This is a genomic window from Bacillus sp. JST-5, assembly GCF_057747715.1.
Map to the genome: position 1 here is coordinate 16,763 of NZ_JBYLHW010000013.1, position 21,555 is coordinate 38,317.

General features: G+C 34.4%; 17 protein-coding genes. 9 read left to right on the forward strand and 8 right to left on the reverse strand.

Going from position 1 to position 21,555, the window contains the following annotated elements:
* Positions 1 to 119 precede the first annotated feature (119 nt).
* Positions 120 to 608, reverse strand: coding sequence for an SRPBCC family protein (locus AC3ASS_RS04750; RefSeq protein WP_488282365.1), 489 nt, complete (start codon positions 606 to 608; stop codon positions 120 to 122).
* A gap of 219 nt (positions 609 to 827) precedes the next feature.
* The gene (locus tag AC3ASS_RS04755) at positions 828 to 1,406 is read right to left on the reverse strand and encodes a DUF6944 family repetitive protein (RefSeq protein WP_488282366.1); all 579 of its coding nucleotides are present in this window, start codon (positions 1,404 to 1,406) and stop codon (positions 828 to 830) included.
* A 224-nt stretch (positions 1,407 to 1,630) separates the two neighbouring features.
* On the opposite strand from AC3ASS_RS04755, the gene nagZ reads away from it, so the two are divergent.
* A complete protein-coding gene (nagZ, locus tag AC3ASS_RS04760; protein ID WP_488282367.1) occupies positions 1,631 to 3,325 on the forward strand; it encodes a beta-N-acetylhexosaminidase in 1,695 nt (564 codons plus the stop codon).
* A gap of 193 nt (positions 3,326 to 3,518) precedes the next feature.
* On the opposite strand, the gene AC3ASS_RS04765 is transcribed toward nagZ, so the two are convergent.
* Positions 3,519 to 5,144, reverse strand: a complete 1,626-nt coding sequence (locus AC3ASS_RS04765; RefSeq protein ID WP_488282368.1) for an MFS transporter — start codon at positions 5,142 to 5,144, stop codon at positions 3,519 to 3,521.
* Positions 5,145 to 5,658: 514 nt separating this feature from the next.
* Here AC3ASS_RS04765 and AC3ASS_RS04770 point away from each other — a divergent pair.
* The 4 genes from AC3ASS_RS04770 (at position 5,659) to AC3ASS_RS04785 (ending at position 9,849) form a co-directional block, all read left to right on the forward strand.
* On the forward strand, positions 5,659 to 5,862 hold the full coding sequence (locus AC3ASS_RS04770) for a YuzF family protein (RefSeq protein ID WP_488282369.1): 204 nt from the start codon (positions 5,659 to 5,661) through the stop codon (positions 5,860 to 5,862).
* 72 nt (positions 5,863 to 5,934) lie between these two features.
* Positions 5,935 to 6,825: a manganese catalase family protein gene (locus AC3ASS_RS04775; protein ID WP_488282370.1), complete on the forward strand. Its 891-nt coding sequence runs from the start codon at positions 5,935 to 5,937 to the stop codon at positions 6,823 to 6,825.
* 357 nt (positions 6,826 to 7,182) lie between these two features.
* On the forward strand, positions 7,183 to 8,046 hold the full coding sequence (locus AC3ASS_RS04780) for a hypothetical protein (protein WP_488282371.1): 864 nt from the start codon (positions 7,183 to 7,185) through the stop codon (positions 8,044 to 8,046).
* Positions 8,047 to 8,346: 300 nt separating this feature from the next.
* Positions 8,347 to 9,849, forward strand: a complete 1,503-nt coding sequence (locus AC3ASS_RS04785; protein WP_488282372.1) for a malate:quinone oxidoreductase — start codon at positions 8,347 to 8,349, stop codon at positions 9,847 to 9,849.
* A 101-nt stretch (positions 9,850 to 9,950) separates the two neighbouring features.
* Here AC3ASS_RS04785 and AC3ASS_RS04790 read toward each other — a convergent pair whose 3' ends face one another.
* The 3 genes from AC3ASS_RS04790 to AC3ASS_RS04800 form a co-directional block, all read right to left on the reverse strand.
* Entirely contained in the window at positions 9,951 to 11,399 is a 1,449-nt protein-coding gene (locus AC3ASS_RS04790; protein ID WP_488282373.1) for a UDP-N-acetylmuramoyl-L-alanyl-D-glutamate--2,6-diaminopimelate ligase, read from the reverse strand.
* A 164-nt stretch (positions 11,400 to 11,563) separates the two neighbouring features.
* Positions 11,564 to 12,832 carry an MFS transporter gene (locus tag AC3ASS_RS04795; RefSeq protein WP_488282374.1) on the reverse strand — a complete coding sequence of 423 codons (1,269 nt, stop codon included), beginning with the start codon at positions 12,830 to 12,832 and terminating at the stop codon, positions 11,564 to 11,566.
* A gap of 72 nt (positions 12,833 to 12,904) precedes the next feature.
* On the reverse strand, positions 12,905 to 14,212 hold the full coding sequence (locus tag AC3ASS_RS04800) for an alkaline phosphatase family protein (RefSeq protein WP_488282375.1): 1,308 nt from the start codon (positions 14,210 to 14,212) through the stop codon (positions 12,905 to 12,907).
* Between the two features lie 252 nt (positions 14,213 to 14,464).
* On the opposite strand from AC3ASS_RS04800, the gene AC3ASS_RS04805 reads away from it, so the two are divergent.
* Entirely contained in the window at positions 14,465 to 14,959 is a 495-nt protein-coding gene (locus AC3ASS_RS04805; protein ID WP_488282376.1) for a cupin domain-containing protein, read from the forward strand.
* Between the two features lie 28 nt (positions 14,960 to 14,987).
* Here the strand turns inward: AC3ASS_RS04805 and AC3ASS_RS04810 are convergent, their stop codons facing one another.
* Complete coding sequence (locus AC3ASS_RS04810; RefSeq protein WP_488282377.1) at positions 14,988 to 16,106, reverse strand: alanine/ornithine racemase family PLP-dependent enzyme; 1,119 nt, start codon at positions 16,104 to 16,106, stop codon at positions 14,988 to 14,990.
* Positions 16,103 to 17,191 (reverse strand): N-acetyltransferase DgcN family protein, encoded by a 1,089-nt coding sequence (locus AC3ASS_RS04815; RefSeq protein WP_488282378.1) that lies wholly within the window; start codon positions 17,189 to 17,191, stop codon positions 16,103 to 16,105. Before AC3ASS_RS04815 ends, AC3ASS_RS04810 begins: the two co-directional genes overlap by 4 nt.
* A 543-nt stretch (positions 17,192 to 17,734) precedes the next feature.
* Between AC3ASS_RS04815 and AC3ASS_RS04820 the strand changes: the two genes are divergently transcribed.
* From AC3ASS_RS04820 to AC3ASS_RS04830, 3 genes are all read left to right on the forward strand, one after another.
* On the forward strand, positions 17,735 to 18,817 hold the full coding sequence (locus AC3ASS_RS04820; protein ID WP_488282379.1) for a BMP family lipoprotein: 1,083 nt from the start codon (positions 17,735 to 17,737) through the stop codon (positions 18,815 to 18,817).
* Between the two features lie 138 nt (positions 18,818 to 18,955).
* Complete coding sequence (locus tag AC3ASS_RS04825; RefSeq protein ID WP_488282380.1) at positions 18,956 to 20,479, forward strand: ABC transporter ATP-binding protein; 1,524 nt, start codon at positions 18,956 to 18,958, stop codon at positions 20,477 to 20,479.
* Positions 20,476 to 21,555, forward strand: a complete 1,080-nt coding sequence (locus AC3ASS_RS04830; RefSeq protein ID WP_488282381.1) for an ABC transporter permease — start codon at positions 20,476 to 20,478, stop codon at positions 21,553 to 21,555. Before AC3ASS_RS04825 ends, AC3ASS_RS04830 begins: the two co-directional genes overlap by 4 nt.

Genomic DNA, 21,555 nt, shown 5'->3' on the forward strand with positions numbered 1-21,555 from the left:
CTAATATGTTCTTAATCGTCATACGAAAGGCTAAATGAAAAGTTATTGATGTAAAAATTCCATTCATTTAGCCTTTCTTTTTTGATGATTTATGAATCTATTGTAACATTAAAAGTTTCTTATGGTTGGCAACATAACTTTCCTTCGCCTTTTTCAAGCGCGGATTTTAGACTATTCAGCACTTGTGACCATGCAATTTCATGCCATTTATATGCTTCTAGCCATTCTTCGCTGTTTTTAAACCCACTATGCTCGATAACCACTTCCGTCAAATTCTCGTCAACGGAATTGAATTTAATGGTAACACTTGTTAATTCGTTTTCATTATTCATAAAGGACTTAAATTGATCTGGCCCTTTCCAACTAAATTGTAGTTCCTTTTCATGAATGAGTTTCGTGATTTTACAACCTTTTGTATTCATGCTCTCACTATTTCCAGGTAAAAAGTAAAGTTCGAATGCACCGCCTTCTTTTGCTTCTACAATAGCTTCAGGTGCAAACCACTCAGTTACCCGCTCAGAGATAGTCCATGCTGCCCATACTAAATTTATTGGTGCATGAATGGTTTCCTTTTGAATAATAGTTGGATGATTTGTAGTACTTGTCAAACCGAACCCCTCCCAAATATTTATCCTTTAATTTTAAAATTATCATTATTCAGAAAAAATAGAAATAATTATTTACATATTTTTTACTGGGAGTTGTTCCAAGAGGGGTTAGTTCCTTTTTATAGATCGAATGAAAGCTAGTTGTTAGGGCAGTTTTGGCTTCATTATTTTATAACTGTGCAAGCTCTAATGCCAATGCAAGTTGTAGGATAAAAAAATTTAGGAATTACGATTAGACACAAGTTTTATTTGATTTTGATCATAATTTTTGCTTTGTACTAAAGCTTGAATAACAGCACCGATAGCTTGAATCCAACTGCCAACAAAATTAATCGTTTGCCCATTACCATTCCTTAGTTCGATCTTTTCTCCAATAGCCTGCAGGGAATTTCCAATTGCTTGTAGAAGGGATCCATAAATATTTAATAGATCGTCAATAGTTCTGTTCTCACTATTTAATAATTCGGGTAAAGACATCGTACTTCCGAGAGCTTGAAGCAAATTTCCTTTAATATTTAATTTAGATTTTGTCTCTTCGTTAACAGGAATCACTATTCCCGCAATACAAATAGAATTTCCGATAGCTTGTATTTGGTTTCCGATTTTTTCTAAAGTGATTTCCTTCTCACTATCAGTCACTAACGCGTTTCCTGTTGCTTGCATTGTATTACCTATTAAGAATAAGTTCGTTTGCATCGTTTCATTAATTACTGTAGAAGGGGTGCTGTTTATAGCGGAAGTAATGGTACCTATTGCTTGTATCCAAGAGCCAATTAATGCTTTATATTCACTTTCCATAATTTTTCCTTTCATGAATACTTATATGGATAATATACGTAGATAAAAGTGATTAGGTTATAGAGCAACCATACAGCTCATTTTATTGCACGATCATTAAAGATACAGATTAATAAATTTATAGAGAAAATTGCTTCGGATAATTTATAGTTTGAAAAAGAAGAAAGCTCCCCATATACTGTTATTTAACTAAATGGAATACCATCTAAAGGTTGGGAAGAGTCGTGTTCAAAAAGTGGATGTTCTTCTTATTGCTTTTAATAATAGTCTTGTCACTAGTCTATCTTTTTTGGCATTTGCATCAAAAGCAAAAAGAACAAAGGAATGAGGAAGTTATTAATCATCCAACAATTCCAGAAAAAGATGAGGAACTTCAAGAAATTAATGATATTCTCGAGAATGCAGAGTATGGAAAAATTAAGAACACGGAGATTATTGTTGGTGTAACGGAATATGAAGAAGTAACGGATATTCTAGGAGAGCCGGATAGGATAGAAGGGACAGAAACAGGTATTTTTGCACTTTATCCTAATCAAGATATTACTATTGGCTATCAAAGAGGAATTGCCTATGATTTGCGTTCTTATGATAAGGAAATTCAAAGAATTCATTATCAAAGGATTTTAGAGGAGTTAGGGGAACCGGATGATATTAAATATTATCAGGATCATGAATTCAACCAAATCATCCTTATTTACAATGTGAATGACGACTATCAGCTTAAGTGGATTCTTGACAAGCCTGACAACGAAAAACCTAATCCTTTGGTCCATCATATTTCAATTGTAGCGACCCATTTAAACCTGGATGAAAGATTATCCTTATCTGTTTCCCAAATCCTTGATGAAATGAGTCTAGAAGAAAAAATTGGACAACTAATTTTTGCAGGAGTTGAAGGAACAAGCAGAAGTGAAAAAAACGATCAATTAATTAAGAATTTGAAAGTTGGAGGCATAATCCTCAATAAAAAGAACTTAGATAATCCTTCCCAAACCGTGCTCTTAATTAATCGATTTAAAGCGTTAAATGACAAAAATCCAATTCCCTTATTTTTTGGTATTGATCAAGAGGGAGGAAGAATTTCAAAAATACCCGGGGGTTTAACAGATATTCCAACAAATATGGAAATCGGTCAAGTCAATAACCAAAACTTTTCATTTGAAATCGGTCAAGTACTTGGGAAAATGGTAAAGGTATACGGGTTTAATGTTAATTTTGCCCCGGTACTGGATGTCAATAGCAATCCGAATAATCCGGTTATTGGGGATCGTTCCTTCGGCAACAATCCTTATTTAGTTGCAGATTTAGGGATTCAGACAATGAAGGGGCTCATGAAGGAAAAAATTATTCCTACGATTAAGCACTTTCCTGGACATGGGGACACATCCGTGGATTCCCATCTCGAATTGCCGAGGGTTGATAAAACTCTTTCCCAATTAAAAAACCTTGAACTGATTCCATTTAAAAGGGCCATTCAGTCAGGAGCGGAGATGGTCATGGTTGCCCATTTATTGTTACCAGAGATTGATCCGAATCTTCCTTCTTCCCTTTCTGAAAAAATCGTTTCCGACTTATTAAGGAAAGATTTAGGTTTCAATGGAGTGGTCATAACAGATGATTTAACGATGAAAGCAATATCAGGAAACTTTACGATTGGAGCAGCTGCAGTAAAATCAATCAAAGCAGGTACTGATATGGTCATGGTTGCTCACAAATACGAAAATATTTTGGAAGTATTTTCGGCTTTAAAGGAAGCTGTACTACGTGGAGAACTAAGCGAAGAAAGAATAAATGAAAGTGTTCAAAGAATCCTTGAACTCAAGAAAAAATATGAAATCTCTGATGACCTTATTGCTACAGTAAAGACGGAAGAATTAAATCATGAGATTGAAGCAGTTTTATATAAATATTTACAATAAAATTCAATTGTCATAGGTCCTAGTTTTCTTTATTATGGATTTTGTTTTACTCGAGTGGGTTGTATGATGTGACAAACTTTGTACATGATATACTTTCCCTGAAGTTTTAGAAGTAACCCTTATAAAAATTGAAAATGGCAGTCAAAAGGAAGTTGCTCTGACTGCCATTTTTGAAATTTCAAATTTAAGTCTGTTAAAGTTTCGCCTTTTCTTGCAATGCCCGTTGACGAATCGGTTTTAATATGAGGGCTAACAAAACAACAAGAGCTGAAATGACAACGGTTGAATAAAATAAACCTCCATAGCCGTTTTGAGCAGCCATTAATGTAATTTGGTCGACGCTGGATTTGATGACCTCTTTTAACGTAGGATCTTGGATTTGTTCCAAAATACTAGAATAGTCCATGTTTGTTGAATGATCCATACTAGCCATTTTTCCAGCCAATTGCTGGAATTCTTGCATAGCTAGAGGGCTTAAATCTGCTGCCTCCATGTTTTTTTGCAGAATTGAACTAAAATCAGTTTTGAAAAGTTCAGGAATTTTGTTAAAACCTCGTACAATAAATCCTGCATAGATCGTAGGAGCAATGGTCATTCCGATTTGACGCACCAAGGAAAGTCCTGCTAAAGATGTTCCTTTATCCTTTTCCAAACGTTCTGTAGCTAAAATATTTAGCGGTGCTCCTAAAAGGATTCCCATCCCTAATCCAGCAATACAGGATGATATGATAAATTGCCACTTGAGTTCAATCCAAGTAGGGAATAATAAAAATCCTATAGCTGTAATTAATCCAGATACAAATACTGCGATAATTGGCCCTCTTTTATCCACTAGCATTCCACCAAAGGCAGCACCAAAACCAGAGGCAAGAGCTAAAGGAGTCATCCAATATCCTGAGGTTTCTGCGGATACCCCCAAAATTTCTTCCACAAAGGATGGAATAAATATCATTCCTGCAATTAATGCTCCAGAGAGTGCTCCAATAAGTAATGTTAATAAATAGGTAGGTTGAGTAAGTAATTTTACCGGTAGGATTGGATCTAAATCTCGCTTATCCAAAGAACGGTTATAGAAAATTAAAAATGTAAATAGGGCGATTCCTCCTAAGATAAATCCATAAACTTCAGGAGTTGCTATGCTATCAAGTAAAGAAACTCCATCGATATTAGTTAACCCGTACATAATGCAAAGTACGGAGAAGGATAAAAGAATTGCACCTACTAGATCAAGTTTCCCAGCTGAAGATTCTTTTGTTTCCTCAATTTTAAGAATGCCTAAAATTACTAATACTAATGCAATCGGAACATTAATCAAAAATAGATAATGCCAATTTCCAGTAAAATCTAAAATGATACTTCCTAGGTTAGGACCTAAAATCGCCCCAATCCCGTTCATCGCACCCAATGCTCCAAGAGCTTTTCCTTGTTGTTCTTTAGGGAAAGTGCTTAAAATATGGGAGCTTCCAATAATAAAGATTCCCCCGCCACCCATGGCTTGGATAAAACGAGAAATCAAATAAAATACGAAATTTGGACTCAGTGCAACCAATAATGATCCAAGTCCAAATAGTGTAATTTCCACGATAAACAGTTTCTTTCGCCCATAACGATCAGAAATTTTCCCGACAATAGGGATACTTATAGCTAAACCTAATGTATAAATGGTGACTCCCCATGCTCCCCAGTTGGCAGAAACATCGAAGGAAGAGTTAATAGTGGTTAGCGCGGCACTAATGATTCCGTTATCAAGTGCAGCCATCAAAACACCGATACAAAACAACGTTAACGTCCAAGTTGCATTTGATGATTGGTTTTTCATTTTCTCATCTCCAAATATTTTTTTGAAAAGATATTGACGTCTTGCGATACCTTATTAAAGGTTTATGAAAAAATTATAAAATATTGAAAAATATTACCAAGATTTTGATATTCATTTTAATATAGAAAAATAAATTTTCCATCTTTAATGATTTCCGAGATGAAGTCATTTCAGTCCATTTTTGAACCGAATAACGACTTTTCATTGACCTTAGAAGCTATAAAAGTTTAGTGATTTTATCATGTTTGATTTATGAAAAATGTTATCTAGTTGACCGTTTTTAGTTTTATATAAAGTTTTGAATATTATCAATCCTCCCCTCAGGATGAGATGACAATGATTTAAGTGGCTAGGAACAGATATTTGTTGAAAATTTATAATCACCATACTATTTGCTGATCAAGCAAAGGGCGTTTATCATGATGTTTCGTTCTCTTATTAAATAGACAAATGCACATTTTCCCAATTTTGTTGCATATAATGCTATGGACTTAGGAGAAAGGAGTGCTTAACTATGAACGGAGAATGGAAACTTAGTGATCCATACGTATATGAGAGTTTAATGAGATTACAAAATCAATCGATTGCCGTACAAACTGCTCGTGGGTCTGTTCGAGGTGTATTAAGAAAAGTGATGCCAGACCATATAGTTGTTCAAATGGGTGGCTCCCCTTTTTATATTCGTACCGATCAAATTATTTGGTTCCATCAAGTTTAAATGAATACTGCACAAGAAACTAAGGGATGATAGGAATACATTTTATTTTAATAAGATTGGGGTGTTGTGCTTATGATGAAACGTGTAAACAAAATTGCAATTGAGCTTCCCATTCCGGAACATGGAGATATGAACGCTGCTGCAGCCGTTCAAGAATTATTAGGTGGGAAGTTTGGAGAAATGTCTACATTGAACAATTACATGTTTCAATCCTTTAACTTCCGTGCCAAGAAAAAATTCAAGCCCTTTTATGATTTAATTGCAAGTATTACTGCTGAAGAGTTTGGTCACGTAGAGTTAGTGGCAAACACAATTAATCTTTTATCCAATGGCAATACAGTTCCAGGGGATCCAGATACAGCTCCTCTTCAAAATGGTAAGGATGCAAGATACTCCTTGCATTTTACAACAACCGCCCAAGCTTCCTATCCAGGAGATAGTATGGGAAGACCATGGAATGGAGAATTTGTCACAAACACAGGAGTATTGATAGAAGATTTATTGTTTAACTATATGCTGGAAATCGGTGCTAGAACCCATAAAATGCGTGTATATGAAATGACAACACATCCAACAGCTTTAACAATGATCGGATATTTGCTTGTTAGAGGTGGAACCCACATTATTGCCTATGCAAAAGCAATTGAAGTAGCTACTGGTGTGGACGTAGGGAAAATGCTTCCAGTTCCAAGTTTAGATAATAATAAATTCGATTATGCGAAGAAATTTATGGATCAAGGCTTATATAACGTGTTATATACTTGGGGAGAACCTGAATATCGAGATATTAATCAAATATGGAAAGGATTAAATCCAGAAACCGGAGAACCGTTAAAAGTCATTGATGGAATGCCAGAAGGAGCACCTGTACCAGATTTTCCAGAACTTCCGGAGGAATTTGCGCCTGGAATTGACAGAGATGACTATCAACGCATTTTAAAACGATTAAAGAGCAATTTGTAAAGGGAGTAAATTAGAGAGAGAAACCTTCTTGCCTCGTAAATCCTTTTTTCAAGTTAAATAGTTAATCGTAATTGGATAAGGTTTGTTAAAACGTACTAGATGTTAATCTAGTATGTTTTATTTTTTATAATAGATATTTATCAATCATATAATCTAGGGGCCACTTGTATAAATCCAAAAATATAGACAAAATGAAATGATTAAGCATAATCATTAAAGAAAAGGAATTAATCCCTATTAATAGAATATAATAGAAAGCACGAGTTATTAATAGATATAATACTATTGTTTATGTCCAAACACTTATAATCGCAACTTCATTAAAAATTCAGGTATGCGATCTTAGGGGGAAATTTGATGAAGAAACTAATATATTCCATGTTGACCGTTATTATTATTGGGGCAGCAGTTTGGTGGGGTATCTCAATCATGAATGATGGTAAAGAACCAATCAATCAATCGGATGCATTTGTTTATGCAGAAAATAGTGTTTTACAATGGTTTGATCTATCTATCCGAAATGAGACAATTAAAGGAACTTTCAATGAAAAGAAAATAATAGAGGAAATAGGAAAAGTTCCGGTATTAGCAGAACACACATACAAAGTAACAGGCACATCGACAACAAATGGATATGAATTACAAGTCCAAAAAGATGGAAGTTTAGAAAAATACGATGCTTGGTTTGCTAACGATCAATTTCATATTCGTTCTCATATAGATGGAGAAATCAAAATCTTAAAGGGAGTAAAAGAGAACGAGTTGAAAAAATATATGGACGATTTACAAGAGCAGTTGGATATTGCGGTTTATCATTCAGAAAAGAAAGAAAAGGATCGAATTCAAAAGTTTTTCAATGATTTAAGAAGCAAATACGGTTTTTTATATAGAAGTGATGATGAATCTTTCCAAGTTTTCATTAAGATTGATGAAGCTTATCTTGAAGGTGAATTATCCGGTACTCTCACCTTAATGGAAAAGATAGACGGTCAAGAAAATCCGTATAAAGAAACGAAATATGAAATAAACGGTATTACAGACGGCTTAATGATCAATTTATATACCACGGTTGATGGAAAAACAGTAAAGATGGAAGGGAATTTTCCAAATGGTGCTGATAGTTTTCTATTAACTTTTTGGATGACAGAAAAGGAAATAATGTTTCTCTCAGTAACAGAGGAAGAATATAAACAAAGTTATGAAGAATTTAAAACGAAGTAAAAATCATTATACGGTTGGGGAAATACAAAACAATGTATATACCCAGCTTTTTTTATTTTTAGGCATTATTAAAAATGGGATGAAATGGATATTAGTCTCTCTCCCTTTTTAATCCGATATAAATAGTTTATAATGATTAAATAGTAGTAGAAATTTTTATTTTTTAATGATTATAATGAATAATGGTATGAAGATATACATGGCTTATAGGTAAATTTGTGCTAACTTGCTCTATGTCTTAGGGGTAAAGGTGGCCCGTTTCTTTTTTGTAAATTTTAAAAGGATAAGGAAGAGGGAATAATGCGTAACATGGAGAAAAAAACAGACGTCATTTTAATCGGTGCCGGAATAATGAGTGCAACGCTAGGTTCCTTATTAAAAGAACTTGCTCCAGAATGGGAGATTAAAGTGTTTGAAAAGCTCGCAAAACCGGGAGAGGAAAGTTCCAATGAGTGGAATAATGCTGGAACTGGACATGCTGCATTATGTGAGCTGAATTACACTCCTGAGAAAAAGGATGGAACCATTGATATTACTAAAGCCATAAAGGTTAATGAACAATTTCAAATTTCTAAACAATTTTGGTCCTATCTTGTAAAAAGTAACTTGATTAGTAATCCAAAAGATTTTGTAATGCCAATTCCACATATGAGTTTAGTGCAAGGAAAAGAAAATGTTTCCTTTTTAAAGAAAAGATTTGAAGCGCTTTCTAATCATCCGTTATTTAAAGGGATGGAATATACAGAAGATCGGGATCAATTAAAGAAATGGGTTCCATTAATAATGGAAGGTCGTACGTCCGATGAACCAATTGCTGCGACAAAAATTGATTCTGGGACAGATGTGAACTTTGGTGCTCTTACTCGAATATTGTTTGAACATTTAAAAAGACAAAATGTTGAAATCAACTATAATCATAGTGTCGATGATATAAAACGTAATCGTGATGGTTTATGGGAGTTAAAAATTCGTAATTTAGAAAATGGATCTATCGATTATCATAAAGCAAAATTTGTCTTCATTGGTGGTGGAGGCGGTAGCTTACACTTGTTGCAAAAATCTGGAATCCCAGAAGGAAAGGGTATTGGGGGATTCCCGGTAAGCGGATTATTTATGGTATGTAAAAATCAAGAAATCGTTGAAAAGCACCATGCAAAAGTATATGGGAAAGCAAAAGTCGGTGCACCGCCAATGTCAGTACCACATCTTGATACACGTTATATTAATAATAAGAAATCTTTACTGTTTGGACCATTTGCCGGATTTTCACCAAAATTTTTAAAGAACGGTTCTTATTTTGATTTAATAAAATCCGTTAAACCGCATAACCTTTTGACTATGTTAGCGGCTGGCGTAAAAGAAATGAAATTAACAAAATATTTAATTCAACAAGTTTTACTCTCTAATGAAAAACGATTAGAAGAATTAAGAGAATTTGTGCCAACAGCTAAACTTGAAGATTGGGAAATTATTGTAGCCGGTCAACGTGTACAAGTTATTAAGGATACAGAATCTGGTGGAAAAGGGACACTTCAATTTGGAACAGAGGTAGTATGTGCTCAAGATGGAACAATAGCAGCATTACTAGGGGCTTCTCCAGGAGCATCTACAGCTGTTCACGTAATGCTCGAAGTATTAGAACGTTGCTTCCCTCAACGTATGAAAGAATGGGAGCCAAAAATTAAAGAAATGATCCCTTCTTATGGATTATCTTTAAGCGAACATCCAGAACTACTTGAAGAAATTAATACGACAACATCCCAAACTTTAGGCCTTTCTGACAAAATACCAGTAAATCGCTAATAACTATAAAAGGAATCTAACTCCTTTATAAGGGGTAAGATTCCTTTTTATTTTAAGTAAAGATATAAACATTAACAGCTTTGTATCAATAGGTGAAAGTGTTAACTTGTCGAAGGGAGTTTCCTAAACAAATAATGGATGGTTTCGGCATCGGATCTCGCCGGCAGCTGGAATTTCTCTTGATATTGTTCAGGACCTTTTCCAGTTATTACAATAACATCTCCGGCCTTTGCTAAATCCCAAGCATATTTTATTGCTAATGTACGGTCTGAAATGATGACAGTATGTTCACATCCGTAGTTCTTTGATAGTTCTTCTAATTGATGAATCATCGCTTCTTTTTGAACACCATTTAAATCATCAATAGTTAAAATTGTTTGTTGACTATATTGATTTGAAATATTTAACATTAGCCCTCTTTTCGTTAAATCCCGATTCCCTCGAAATCCGAAAATATGAATGATTCTTTTGTAAGAAAGTTGTTTGACAGCTTTTAAAAACTTTTCTAATCCGTCAGGTGTATGAGCATAATCGATAATAAAATGAATATTAGTAGGATGTCGATAAATTTGGAATCGACCGGGAACACCTCGGAAGTGTTTCAGTGACTGTTTAATCGAGAAAATGCTTATACCCTCTAAAAGTGCAACTAATATAGCAGCAAGGCAATTATAAACGTTGTATATGCCTGGTAAAGATAATTCGAATTCCCAAAGCACATTTAACCAAGAAACTTTTATCGTATTTCCTACTCGAGAAATGTATTGTAAATCATCATCTAATGAAGAACCATATGTATAAACAGGGATATTTTCAGCACGGAGTTTATGAATTAATCGCCTCCCCCATGGACAATTAGAAAAAATGATAGCTTTTCCATTGCTTTTTAACTTTTGGAAAAGTCTACTTTTTACATGAAAATAGTCATCTAAACTATTATGGTAATCTAAATGTTCATGGGTTAAGTTCGTGAAAACAGCATAATCAAATGCAATTTCTTCTACCCTTTTTTGGTGAAGTCCATGAGAAGACACTTCAAGGACAACATATTCATCGTCACTTTCTTTTAGTAATTGTTGCAATTCCAGTGCATTGGGAGTTGTAGCTGTTGATGGATACGATTTCCCGTTTATAAAATTTTCAACGGTACTAATAAGAGCACAAGATCGGTCATAATCATTCAGCAAGTGCTTGATGATATAGGAAGTAGTTGTTTTGCCGTTTGTTCCAGTAACACCAATCATTTTATGTGTTTTTGACGGGTGTTGAAAAAAAGTAGACGCTAGTTTTGCCAGTGCCTCTCTAGCATCATGTACTTGAATATATGGAATGGAATTTAAGATGATTGGTCTTTCACCAATAATCGCAATAGCACCTTTTTCAATTGCTTCGTTTATATACTTATGTCCGTCATCTTGAAATCCTTTAATGGCTACAAAAATGTCTCCTTTTTTCACCTTGTTTGATTGAAATTGAATACCGCTTACCTTCAGATTAGGAATATTTTGAGGTGATATATTTAGAGGTTGTAAAAGTTGATGAAGATTCATATTTGCACCTCATTTAATGTACAGATTCAATAGACTTTATATCTTTTATAGTATTTACTCATTTCCCGGGAAGTAGAACATATTTTGTGAATTTGTCATTACTTATGAAAGGTGCATGACATGAAAAAAGCAGGCTGATGATAGCCTGCGGTTCAAACCATGAGTTATATTTCTTTTGGATTGGCTTCTCCTTTAGGTTCAGGAACAATGGCAAGAATTAAAATGCCGATTATAAATAAAATAACGAGACTAAACACACCAGTTCGAGAATTACCAGTAATTTGAGAAGTTACTCCAACTAATAAAGGTCCCATAATGGAAGCGAATTTACCAAAAATATTATAAAAACCGAAAAATTCATTGGAATTTTCTTTTGGTATAAGTTTAGCGAAATATGATCGACTTAATGCTTGAATTCCTCCTTGGGATGTTGCAACCAGCATCGCTAATACCCAAAAGTCAAAAGAAGTTTTCATAAAATATGCGTAAATACAAACGATAATATAAATAATAATTCCAACATAGAGCATCTTTTTCCCGGTAAATGTTTGTGCAAGTCTACCATACAATATGGAAAAAGGTGCAGCGACCACTTGGGTAACAAATAAAACAATTAATAAAGTTGTAGAGCTAATTCCTAAGTCTGTACCATAAGCAGTCGACATTGAAATGATTGTTACGACCCCATCAATATAAAAGAAATAAGCTAATAAAAACAAAAATAATGAACGATATTTTTTAATCTCTTTAAACGTATTCCCGATTCGAATAAAACTATTTTTAATCAAATGAGGTTCTCTTTGAATGAAGTAATGTTGTTTCACATTTTTAAACATTGGTATCGTGAAAACGATCCACCAAACAGCAGTAATTAAAAATGCTATTCTGCTTGCTGCTGTAACAGATAGCGGAAGTACTTCATTCTGTGCTAAAAGAATAATAGCTATACTTATAATAAATGGAATCGTGCTACCGATATAACCAAGACCGAATCCTCTCGAAGATACATCATTCATTCGTTCTTCTGAGGTAACATCAACGAGAAACGCATCGTAAAAAATGTTCGCACCCGCAGAACCGATCGTTGCAACGGTATAACAAATCAGCAATAAATACCATTGTTCGAATGGGATAAATGCTAAGCAAGCTGTTGCAGCGGCACCAATGGAGAAGAAGAAACTGAAAAATTTCTTTTTATAACCTTGATAATCTGCAATCGTTCCTAAAATTGGCCCAAGCATCGCTAAAATAAACGTAGCGACGGCAATCGTATAACCTAAGTATGCGGTAGAATTTGCATTACTAATACCTGCACTACTCGCAGCAGATTTATAGAAAATAGGGAAGACCGCAGTTGTAATGATAATGGAATAAGCAGAGTTAGCCCAATCATACATCATCCAACTATTTTCTTCTTTTGTATATCGTCCCATACTACTTAACCCCCAATGAAAAGAAATAAGATTTTAAAAAAATAAAATGAATGAAAAACGTTTAATAAATATTTATAGATTTAATAGCGTTTCTATAACTCCGCCATCGGTATCCCCTAAATTTAAACCTAAAAGTCGAGCAAATGTTGGACCTTCATCAACAAGATGCATAGATGGAATGACGACATTTGGTTTAATTCCTTTCCCTTGAGCAATGAAAATCGTTTTGTAATTATCTTTTTCCGGTGAGTAACCATGTGAAGCGAATGTATAGATCCCTTGTCTAACATCTTGTTCTGTTACATGTTCAATAAATTCACCATTTAACGACTCTTTAAAATAAAAGCCTCTTTTTGCCTCTAACATGAAAAACGCTTGTTCATCGGCCCCTTTCTGTTTTGCCTCTTCACCGGTTAGAACGGTTTCGATTCCATTTTGCTCATCACGAAGAAGTTCATCCATTAACAGTTGTAGTTTATTCTTAGTTTCTTGATCGGATGGATCGTTCAAATAAATATAGGCAGATCCGTCGCAACTTTTACAGTATGCCTTCCAACTCACAACCTTTCCCCATTTATTTAATTGAATAAGTCCGTGGTTCTTTAACAAAACATTTAGTTTAATCGCTTTATTTTCATCTAATGCACTATGATCTCCAAGCACTACAAAGGTCATTTCTTCTTGAAGACCTGCTTCCTTAACTGCTTCCATAATTTTACCTAAACGCTGATCATGTCGTTCAATGGCGGCGATTGCTTCTTTAGAAGAAAAACCGTAATAATGCCGCTGTGTATCTAAGTCTGTAAAATGTACTAGCAATAAATTTGGTTTTTTTGTTTTGATGGTCTCAACTGTGGAAGCTAATACAAAATCATCTAATTCTGGTTGACTTAACCCTTTGCGGATATGACCAAACTTTTTGTTCATCTCTAATTGATAGAGAGGGCTTCCATTCCGAAGAGACACACCGACTTGATGATGCCAAGGACGATTAGCGAAAATCTCAGGCATATTGTAATCAATGTTCGCTCTAGCGGTAACGGGCCATAAAAGCGCAGCTGTTTTTAATCCAGCTTTTTTCGCCTCATCATACAAAGTGGTCCCTTTTACATATTTCCTGTACCAATACCAATCTGGGGAAGTTTTTCCTGGTTGTAATAGAGTATTATTTACCACACCATGATTATTAGGGAATTTTCCAGTAACAATAGTAACGTGACATGGGTAGGTAACAGATGGATAAATGGTTTGAACATTTTCACAGTATGAAGCTGAATCAAGGAGTCGTTTAAAGTTTGGAAGCTTTTTAATTAATGGGAAGTCTAGTGATGAAAGGCAATCAAATGAAATGATAAATAAATACTTTGTAAGGGGCGACATGAAAACCTCCTTTAAAATTCAAGAAAATTCTATATATTTCATTTTATACTAGCCAAATGCTCTTGAATAGATGATGTTTAAACTTTGTTATTAGATTTAGCGTTCAAAATGAGGTAAATTGAATTTCTCCGTATTTTTCAACTAAAAAAGTTGTCATGATTAAAATATGGTAGGATATGAAGTATAAATATCACATATTTTAAAGAATTCATTTTATTGTTTAATGCTGAAGGAAAGATAAAGAAGGAGGGAATGTCGATGTTCAATGCTGAAACATATATTGAAAAACTTCAATTAGAACCGCATCCGGAAGGTGGATTTTATCGATCTACGTTTCAATCTGATGAGTGGATGAACTGTAAACAAGGACAAAGAAGGCTATATACAAGTATATATTTTCTATTACGTTCAAAAGATGTATCTCATTTCCACCGTTTACAATCCGATGAACTATGGTATTTTCATGCAGGCTCACCTCTTACCGTTCATATGATTCATGTGGATGGTACTTATGAAGCGTTAAAGTTAGGATTAAATGTTGAAAAAGGTGAACAACCACAGATTCTTGTTCCGAAACATACTATATTCGGTTCAACTGTAGATGAAGCAAATACATTTGCACTAGTTGGCTGTATGGTATCGCCGGGATTTGATTTTAAAGGTTTTGAGCTTTTTAAAGAAAAAGAATTGTTAGAGCAGTACCCACAACATGAAAAAATCATTAAACGGCTAACGATAAAAAATTAAACCTATTTGGAGCCAATATCCAAATAGGTTATGCGATCGTTTTATTATGGTAAGAATCTCTATGGATGGATGGATTCGAATCAATAAATATTTTATGAACGTAAGGAGAAGTCATAGCAGAGATTAAAGCACCATAATCAACAGAGAATGGCACTTCGTCACCTGGTTTTAATCGGACATGTTTACTATCAAGAATAATATGATCACTACTAGAACCAAGAATCTCAACTGGAATTAATGGGGTTAATCCGGAAACAAGTATATCTTGTCTTCCTACCCCTACAATTGCTCGTTGGATAATTCCGCGATTTTGAAACGTAACGGTTTCACCAAATGCATTTTTGGCTGTTTTACCGAATGGAACAGATGGTTTCCATTTAGATTCAATAACTTCTGCTACAAATTTAAAGGCATTTTGGTAAAGACCGGGAATTGGTAAACCTTCAATTGTATCTTTTCCTAATAAAATGGACTCGCCTAAACGAAGGTGGTTAATTCTCCCAACATTATTAACTTGTGTTGCCCATAGGTAATTTGCTGAATTTCCTCCCGATACATATTGGAATTTCAAAGAAAGTTCATTCTCTAATCTTTCAACAATGGAGGAAAATTCTTTCATTTTTTCTTCGGTTGGAATGACACCTCCAAAACAAGCGAAATTCGTCCCGATTCCAACAATACGAATATTCGGGAATGTTAAAACCTCTTTTATAAAAGAAGAAACATCCTTTGCTAATATTCCCTCTCTTAAATCCCCCATTTCAACCATAACGATAATGGAGTGTACTTTATTTTGATTTGTTGCTTCTTTTGACAGAGCTCGAACGACTTCCAATTCGGTATTGAGGCTAATATCAGCAAATTGTATCGTATCTGATATTTCACTCATGGAAGGAGTTCGCAACAATATCAACGTTGCATGAATATTTGCTTCTTTTAATTTTTTTAGATTAGTAATTTTTGTGTCTGCTAAACTATTGATTCCACACTGTACTAATCTTTTTGAAATTTCTATATTGGAGCAAACCCCTTTTACTACGGCGGTAATATTAATACCTTTGTTTTCAAAAAAATGTTTTAATCGTTTGGCATTGTGTTCTAATTTTGCTATATCAATTTCAATTCTAGGGGTTACCTTCTTGATCATATGGCAACCCCTGACTTTTCTTTTTTCTTTAAAGATGGGAAAAAGTTAATAATGGTGTCTATCATTTTATTCGGGCCAAATTTTAGAACGTCATCCACTGGTAGCTTAAATTTATTCTCATAATCTTTGATGGTTTGTTGTATTTCTCCATCGGTCATACCTTCGTGATTTAATGTAATACCAATCACTTTTGTTTGACCGTAATGTTCAATAAGTTTGATTTCATTTTCAACGGATGGCATTGGGATAAAAGGGAAATCACCTAATACTTTTCTTTTTGGTGGATGTTGTAATATGACTGCATCAGGTCTTGCGCCTTTTAAAATGCCTGCGGAACTTGCATATGCTGGGTGGCTGAGAGCACCTTGACCTTCAACGATGATAATGTCAGGTTTCTCTTTTTCATAAGCGCGAATAATTTCATTTTCTAACTCTCCTATTAAATATTGGAGCGGGAAGGCATCCATGGCAAAACCGTAGGAAGCACCTTGAATAAGTCCAGTTTGACCTGTAGCAATAAAAGTTGCTTTAAATCCTCTCTTTTCAAAACCACGTTGCAATAGTAAAGAAGTTGTTCGTTTTCCGCATGCACCATCTGTTCCTAACACAGTAATAACGGGGGTTTCTAGTTGAAGAATTCTTCCGGAGAATAACCTCCATTCTTTTTTCGGCTTTGGTTTCCGAACATCTCGAATGGTTACACCAAATTTTTCAGCTATAGACATCATTTCTTTATCCTCTGTTAAAAACTCTTGGAGCGGATTAATAATATTTAATCCAAATTTCATTGCTTTTTTAATAATTTCCCGCTCATTTTCTTTCAAAAATGCTTCGGCGGGAGCTATTCCAAAAATAAAATCTTCTGGTTTTTGCTGACTGATGGAAAGAGCTTCTTCAAGATCTTTACAAATAGGAATGCCGTTTTTCTTTCCATCTAAAAATTCTCCTGAATCCATTCCGGCTTTTGAACTGTCAATCACCGCAACAATTTTATAAAAACCAGAATCTCTTATTAAACCATTTGCTGTCTTCCCATCCATTGAACCAAATTGATTTTCACAATAAATAATGGCTCTTTTCATCAATGATCCCTCCAACTACAAGTGATATTAATGAAAACCATTAGAAAAAGAACACCTTCATAACTTCTGAAAGTAATGTTGACGTAAGGTCTCATACTAAAAGAAGAAAAAAAGATGTCCAAGATTATGATTATCTATAATTTCTGTGGATAGAAAGATAGCAAAAAATCTACCTATATTATAATAAAATGCAATAAAAAGGAGAAATATTATGAATTATTAACAATTGCATTGGAATGGTTACAAGAAAATTTATTATTCCAATTAAATAGTTAGTAAATTCACCTTTGAATCATCGGATTGCAGATATAATCTCCGTAAAATGAAAAATATTAGTTCATAATTGAAAATGAATAAAAGGTACATGATGTATTAATAATATAAAAGCGTTACAAAAAAGATGTTTTTAACCATTTAATTAATATTAAAAAAAGTTTTGATAAAAAGAAAAAATATTAATATTAAGTCATCTTGATTATTGTTCTATTAAAAGTTATATTTATTTTGGAAGAAAAAATTTTAAGAAATGTTTTAAGGGGGCAAATTATGAAAAAGTTTTTCATGATGCTACTAATTGTTTGTCTTGGCCTACTTACTGCTTGTGGTGGGGATAACGACAAAGGTGGCGAAGGCAAAAAAGATGGAATGAAAGTAGGAATGGTTACTGACGCAGGTACCATCGACGATAAGTCATTTAACCAAGGTACTTGGGAAGGTATTAAACAAGCTGAAAAAGAATTAGGTATTCAAGCAAAATATTTAAAACCAGCTGGAACTACTGAAGCTGACTACTTAAAAGAAATTGCTAACCTATATGATGCTGGTTACAAATTCATTGTAACTCCTGGATTTAAATTTGAGACAGCCATCTATAAAGCTCAAGATCAATATAAAGATGCTAAATTTGTTATTCTTGATGGAGCTCCTCAAGATGGAAATGGAAATTATAGTGTAAGCGATAACACTGTTGCTATTTACTTTGCTGAACATGAATCAGGATTTTTAGCAGGATTAGCTGCAGCTCTCGAATTGAAAGAAGGCGAAGCTGGATTTATCGGTGGAATGGAAATCCCAGCGGTACAAAAATTTAACTGGGGATTCCAACAAGGAATTAAATATGCGAATGAGAATTTAGGCACAAATATTACAATGAAAGCTGAAAACTTTGTTTACCAAGGTTCATTTGACAACACTGCTGCAGGAACTCAATTAGCTGCACAAATGTTTGATCGTGGTGTAGATGTGATCTTTACAGCTGCTGGTGGCGTTGGTGTAGGTGCGATCACTGAAGCTAAAAACCGCGCTAAAGCAGGAGAAAAAGTTTGGATCATTGGGGTAGACGTTGACCAATACGACGAAGGGAAATATGATGGAGACAAATCCATTATCTTAACTTCAGCAATGAAGAAAATCGACCATGCATCATTTGATATGATTAAACAAGAGTTAGATGGAAGTTTCCCTGGTGGTAAAACTTTAACATTTGACGCGAAAAATGACGGTGTAGGAATTCCTGAAGAAAACCCTAACCTAAGTGATGAAACTGAAAAAACAGTTAAAGAAATCTATGAAAAACTTAAATCAGGGGAAATCAAAGTTTCTGAAGAACAAGGCGACTTATTTAAGTAAGACATAAAAAAGAGGCGGTCTCTTCCGTCTCTTTTTGCACTATTTTTTATTAAATAAAGGAAATATTTCGATAATAATGAATTTCAGCAAAAGAGAAAGAGACACTTAATGAATTTTTTATAAAAGGTGAGTGTTTAAATGGAATATGTAGTAGAAATGCTGAATATTCGAAAAGAATTTCCAGGTGTTGTTGCCAATGACAACATCTCTATTTCTCTTAAAAAGGGAGAAATCCACGCCCTTTTAGGAGAAAATGGAGCCGGTAAATCAACATTAATGGCGATTCTTTTCGGACTATATCAGCCTGATAAAGGGATTATTAAAGTAAAAGGAAAAGAAGTAAAAATATCCAATCCAAACGTTGCAAACGACTTAGGTATTGGAATGGTTCATCAACATTTTAAGTTGGTTGAGAATTTCACAGTTACTGAAAATATTATTTTAGGAATGGAACCTGTAAAGGGAATGCGTATCGATATTGATTCTGCAGCGAAAAGAATCGAAGAACTTTCTAAACAATATGGTTTAAACGTAGATCCATATGCAAAAATAGAAGATATTTCTGTAGGGATGCAACAAAGAGTTGAAATTTTAAAAACGCTGTATCGAAATGCAGATGTTTTAATTTTCGATGAGCCTACTGCTGTATTAACCCCTATGGAAATACAAGAGTTAATGAAAATAATGAAAAATCTTGTGAATGAAGGTAAATCTATCATTCTCATTACACATAAATTAAAAGAAATTAAAGCAGTCGCCGATCGTTGTACGGTTATTAGAAGAGGGAAAACTATCGGAACGGTAAATGTAGCTGATGCAAGTGAAGCTAGTTTAGCCGAAATGATGGTTGGGCGTAAAGTTTCATTTAAAGTAGATAAAGCAGAAGCTAAACCTGGAAAAGTTATTTTAAAAATGGAAAATGTGTCCGTTAAAAGTGGTAAAGATGTTCTTGGTTTGAAAAACTTTACTTTCGATGTACGTGCGGGAGAAATTGTTGGTATTGCTGGAGTAGATGGAAATGGACAAGCAGAATTGGTTGAAGCAATTACAGGTTTAAGAAAAGTTGAATCCGGTTCCATTTATTTAAATAATGAAGATATTACTCACTTACCAATACGTGATCGGATTAGAAAAGGTATCGGACATATTCCAGAAGACAGACAAAAACGAGGTTTAGTTTTAGATTATACAATGAGTGAAAACATGATTTTACAAGTTTATAATCAGCCTCCATTCTCAAATAAGGGATTATTAAATAAAAAAGAAATATTAAAATATTCCCAAGCAATTATGGAAAGCTTTGATGTTCGATCAGGTGAGGGACCGAATTCCATTGCAAGGTCATTATCCGGAGGAAATCAGCAAAAAGCGATCATCGGCCGTGAAATGGAATTAAATCCAGACCTATTAATTGCTGTCCAACCTACTCGTGGTTTAGATGTTGGTTCCATAGAATATATTCATAAACGCCTAGTTGAACATAGAGATCAAGGAAAAGCTGTATTATTAATTTCATTAGAATTAGATGAAGTTTTACAATTATCTGACCGGATTGTAGTAATTAACAACGGTGAGATTGTTGGTACTGTACAAGCCTCCGAAACGAATGAGAATGAGGTAGGATTGATGATGGCTGGAGTAGGTAAGGAGGAAGGTCGATGAAAAATACAATTATTTCGTTAATCGCCGTATTTTTAGGTCTTATCGCTGGGACAATTTTAATGGCGTTAACAGGTAATAATCCAATAGAAGGGTTCTCCTACCTATTACAGGGCGGACTTAAAGATATCAAACGAATTGGAGACACATTAGCAACAGCGACACCACTTATTTTTACAGGATTATCTGTTGCTTTTGCTTTCCGTACAGGACTTTTTAATATCGGTGCTTCTGGTCAAATGCTAATCGGTGGATTATGTGCAACAGCCATTGGATTAACTTTAGATGTTTCTAGACCGGTATTATTGATATTGATGATATTAGCTGGATTTATTGGTGGGGCATTATGGGCATTTATTCCGGGTTTATTAAAAGCTAAATTTAATGTCCATGAAGTTGTATCCACAATCATGATGAACTGGGTTGCATATTGGACGATTTACTATGTCGTTCCAGGATATTTTAAAGGTGAATATTTAGAAACAGAATCTAAAAAACTTCCAGCTGAAGCAACACTTCAATCCCCAATGATCTCTGAATTCTTTGGCGGATCTTATGTCAATTTAGGTTTATTTATTGCAGTAATTGCTACAATCGTAATTGCATTTATCATTAATAAAACAACATTAGGATATGAATTAAAAGCGGTAGGATTTAACCGTCATGCAGCCGAATATGCGGGAATGAAAGTAAATAGAGATATCATTTTATCCATGTTAATTTCCGGCGGATTGGCAGGATTGGCGGGAGTAGCACACTATACAGGAAATTCCACTTCGATACAAATCGGTATCCTTCCATCACAAGGATTCGACGGAATTGCTGTTGCATTATTAGGTGCTAATGCTCCTTTAGGCGTATTTTTTGCAGCAGTTTTCTTTGGAATTCTATATTCGGGAACCGGATTTATGAGCGCAATGACAGCTATTCCACCAGAAATTGCAAACTCCATCATTGCCATTATTATTTATTTTGCCGCAACTAGCGTCTTGATTGAACGACTGCTAAGAAAATTTTCGAATAAGAAGAAAAATCAAGAACAAGGAAATGTAGCTAATTCAAAAGAGGGGGGACGTTAA

What these genes read in the sequence shown, in the direction of transcription:
- AC3ASS_RS04780 (WP_488282371.1), top strand. Translation starts at nt 7,183, where the DNA reads ATGAAGAAACTAATATATTCCATGTTGACCGTTATTATTATTGGGGCA.
- AC3ASS_RS04755 (WP_488282366.1), bottom strand. Translation starts at nt 1,406, where the DNA reads ATGGAAAGTGAATATAAAGCATTAATTGGCTCTTGGATACAAGCAATA.
- AC3ASS_RS04785 (WP_488282372.1), top strand. Translation starts at nt 8,347, where the DNA reads ATGCGTAACATGGAGAAAAAAACAGACGTCATTTTAATCGGTGCCGGA.
- AC3ASS_RS04770 (WP_488282369.1), top strand. Translation starts at nt 5,659, where the DNA reads ATGAACGGAGAATGGAAACTTAGTGATCCATACGTATATGAGAGTTTA.
- AC3ASS_RS04810 (WP_488282377.1), bottom strand. Translation starts at nt 16,106, where the DNA reads ATGATCAAGAAGGTAACCCCTAGAATTGAAATTGATATAGCAAAATTA.
- AC3ASS_RS04805 (WP_488282376.1), top strand. Translation starts at nt 14,465, where the DNA reads ATGTCGATGTTCAATGCTGAAACATATATTGAAAAACTTCAATTAGAA.
- AC3ASS_RS04765 (WP_488282368.1), bottom strand. Translation starts at nt 5,144, where the DNA reads ATGAAAAACCAATCATCAAATGCAACTTGGACGTTAACGTTGTTTTGT.
- AC3ASS_RS04790 (WP_488282373.1), bottom strand. Translation starts at nt 11,399, where the DNA reads ATGAATCTTCATCAACTTTTACAACCTCTAAATATATCACCTCAAAAT.
- AC3ASS_RS04800 (WP_488282375.1), bottom strand. Translation starts at nt 14,212, where the DNA reads ATGTCGCCCCTTACAAAGTATTTATTTATCATTTCATTTGATTGCCTT.
- AC3ASS_RS04820 (WP_488282379.1), top strand. Translation starts at nt 17,735, where the DNA reads ATGAAAAAGTTTTTCATGATGCTACTAATTGTTTGTCTTGGCCTACTT.
- AC3ASS_RS04795 (WP_488282374.1), bottom strand. Translation starts at nt 12,832, where the DNA reads ATGGGACGATATACAAAAGAAGAAAATAGTTGGATGATGTATGATTGG.
- AC3ASS_RS04775 (WP_488282370.1), top strand. Translation starts at nt 5,935, where the DNA reads ATGATGAAACGTGTAAACAAAATTGCAATTGAGCTTCCCATTCCGGAA.
- AC3ASS_RS04830 (WP_488282381.1), top strand. Translation starts at nt 20,476, where the DNA reads ATGAAAAATACAATTATTTCGTTAATCGCCGTATTTTTAGGTCTTATC.
- AC3ASS_RS04825 (WP_488282380.1), top strand. Translation starts at nt 18,956, where the DNA reads ATGGAATATGTAGTAGAAATGCTGAATATTCGAAAAGAATTTCCAGGT.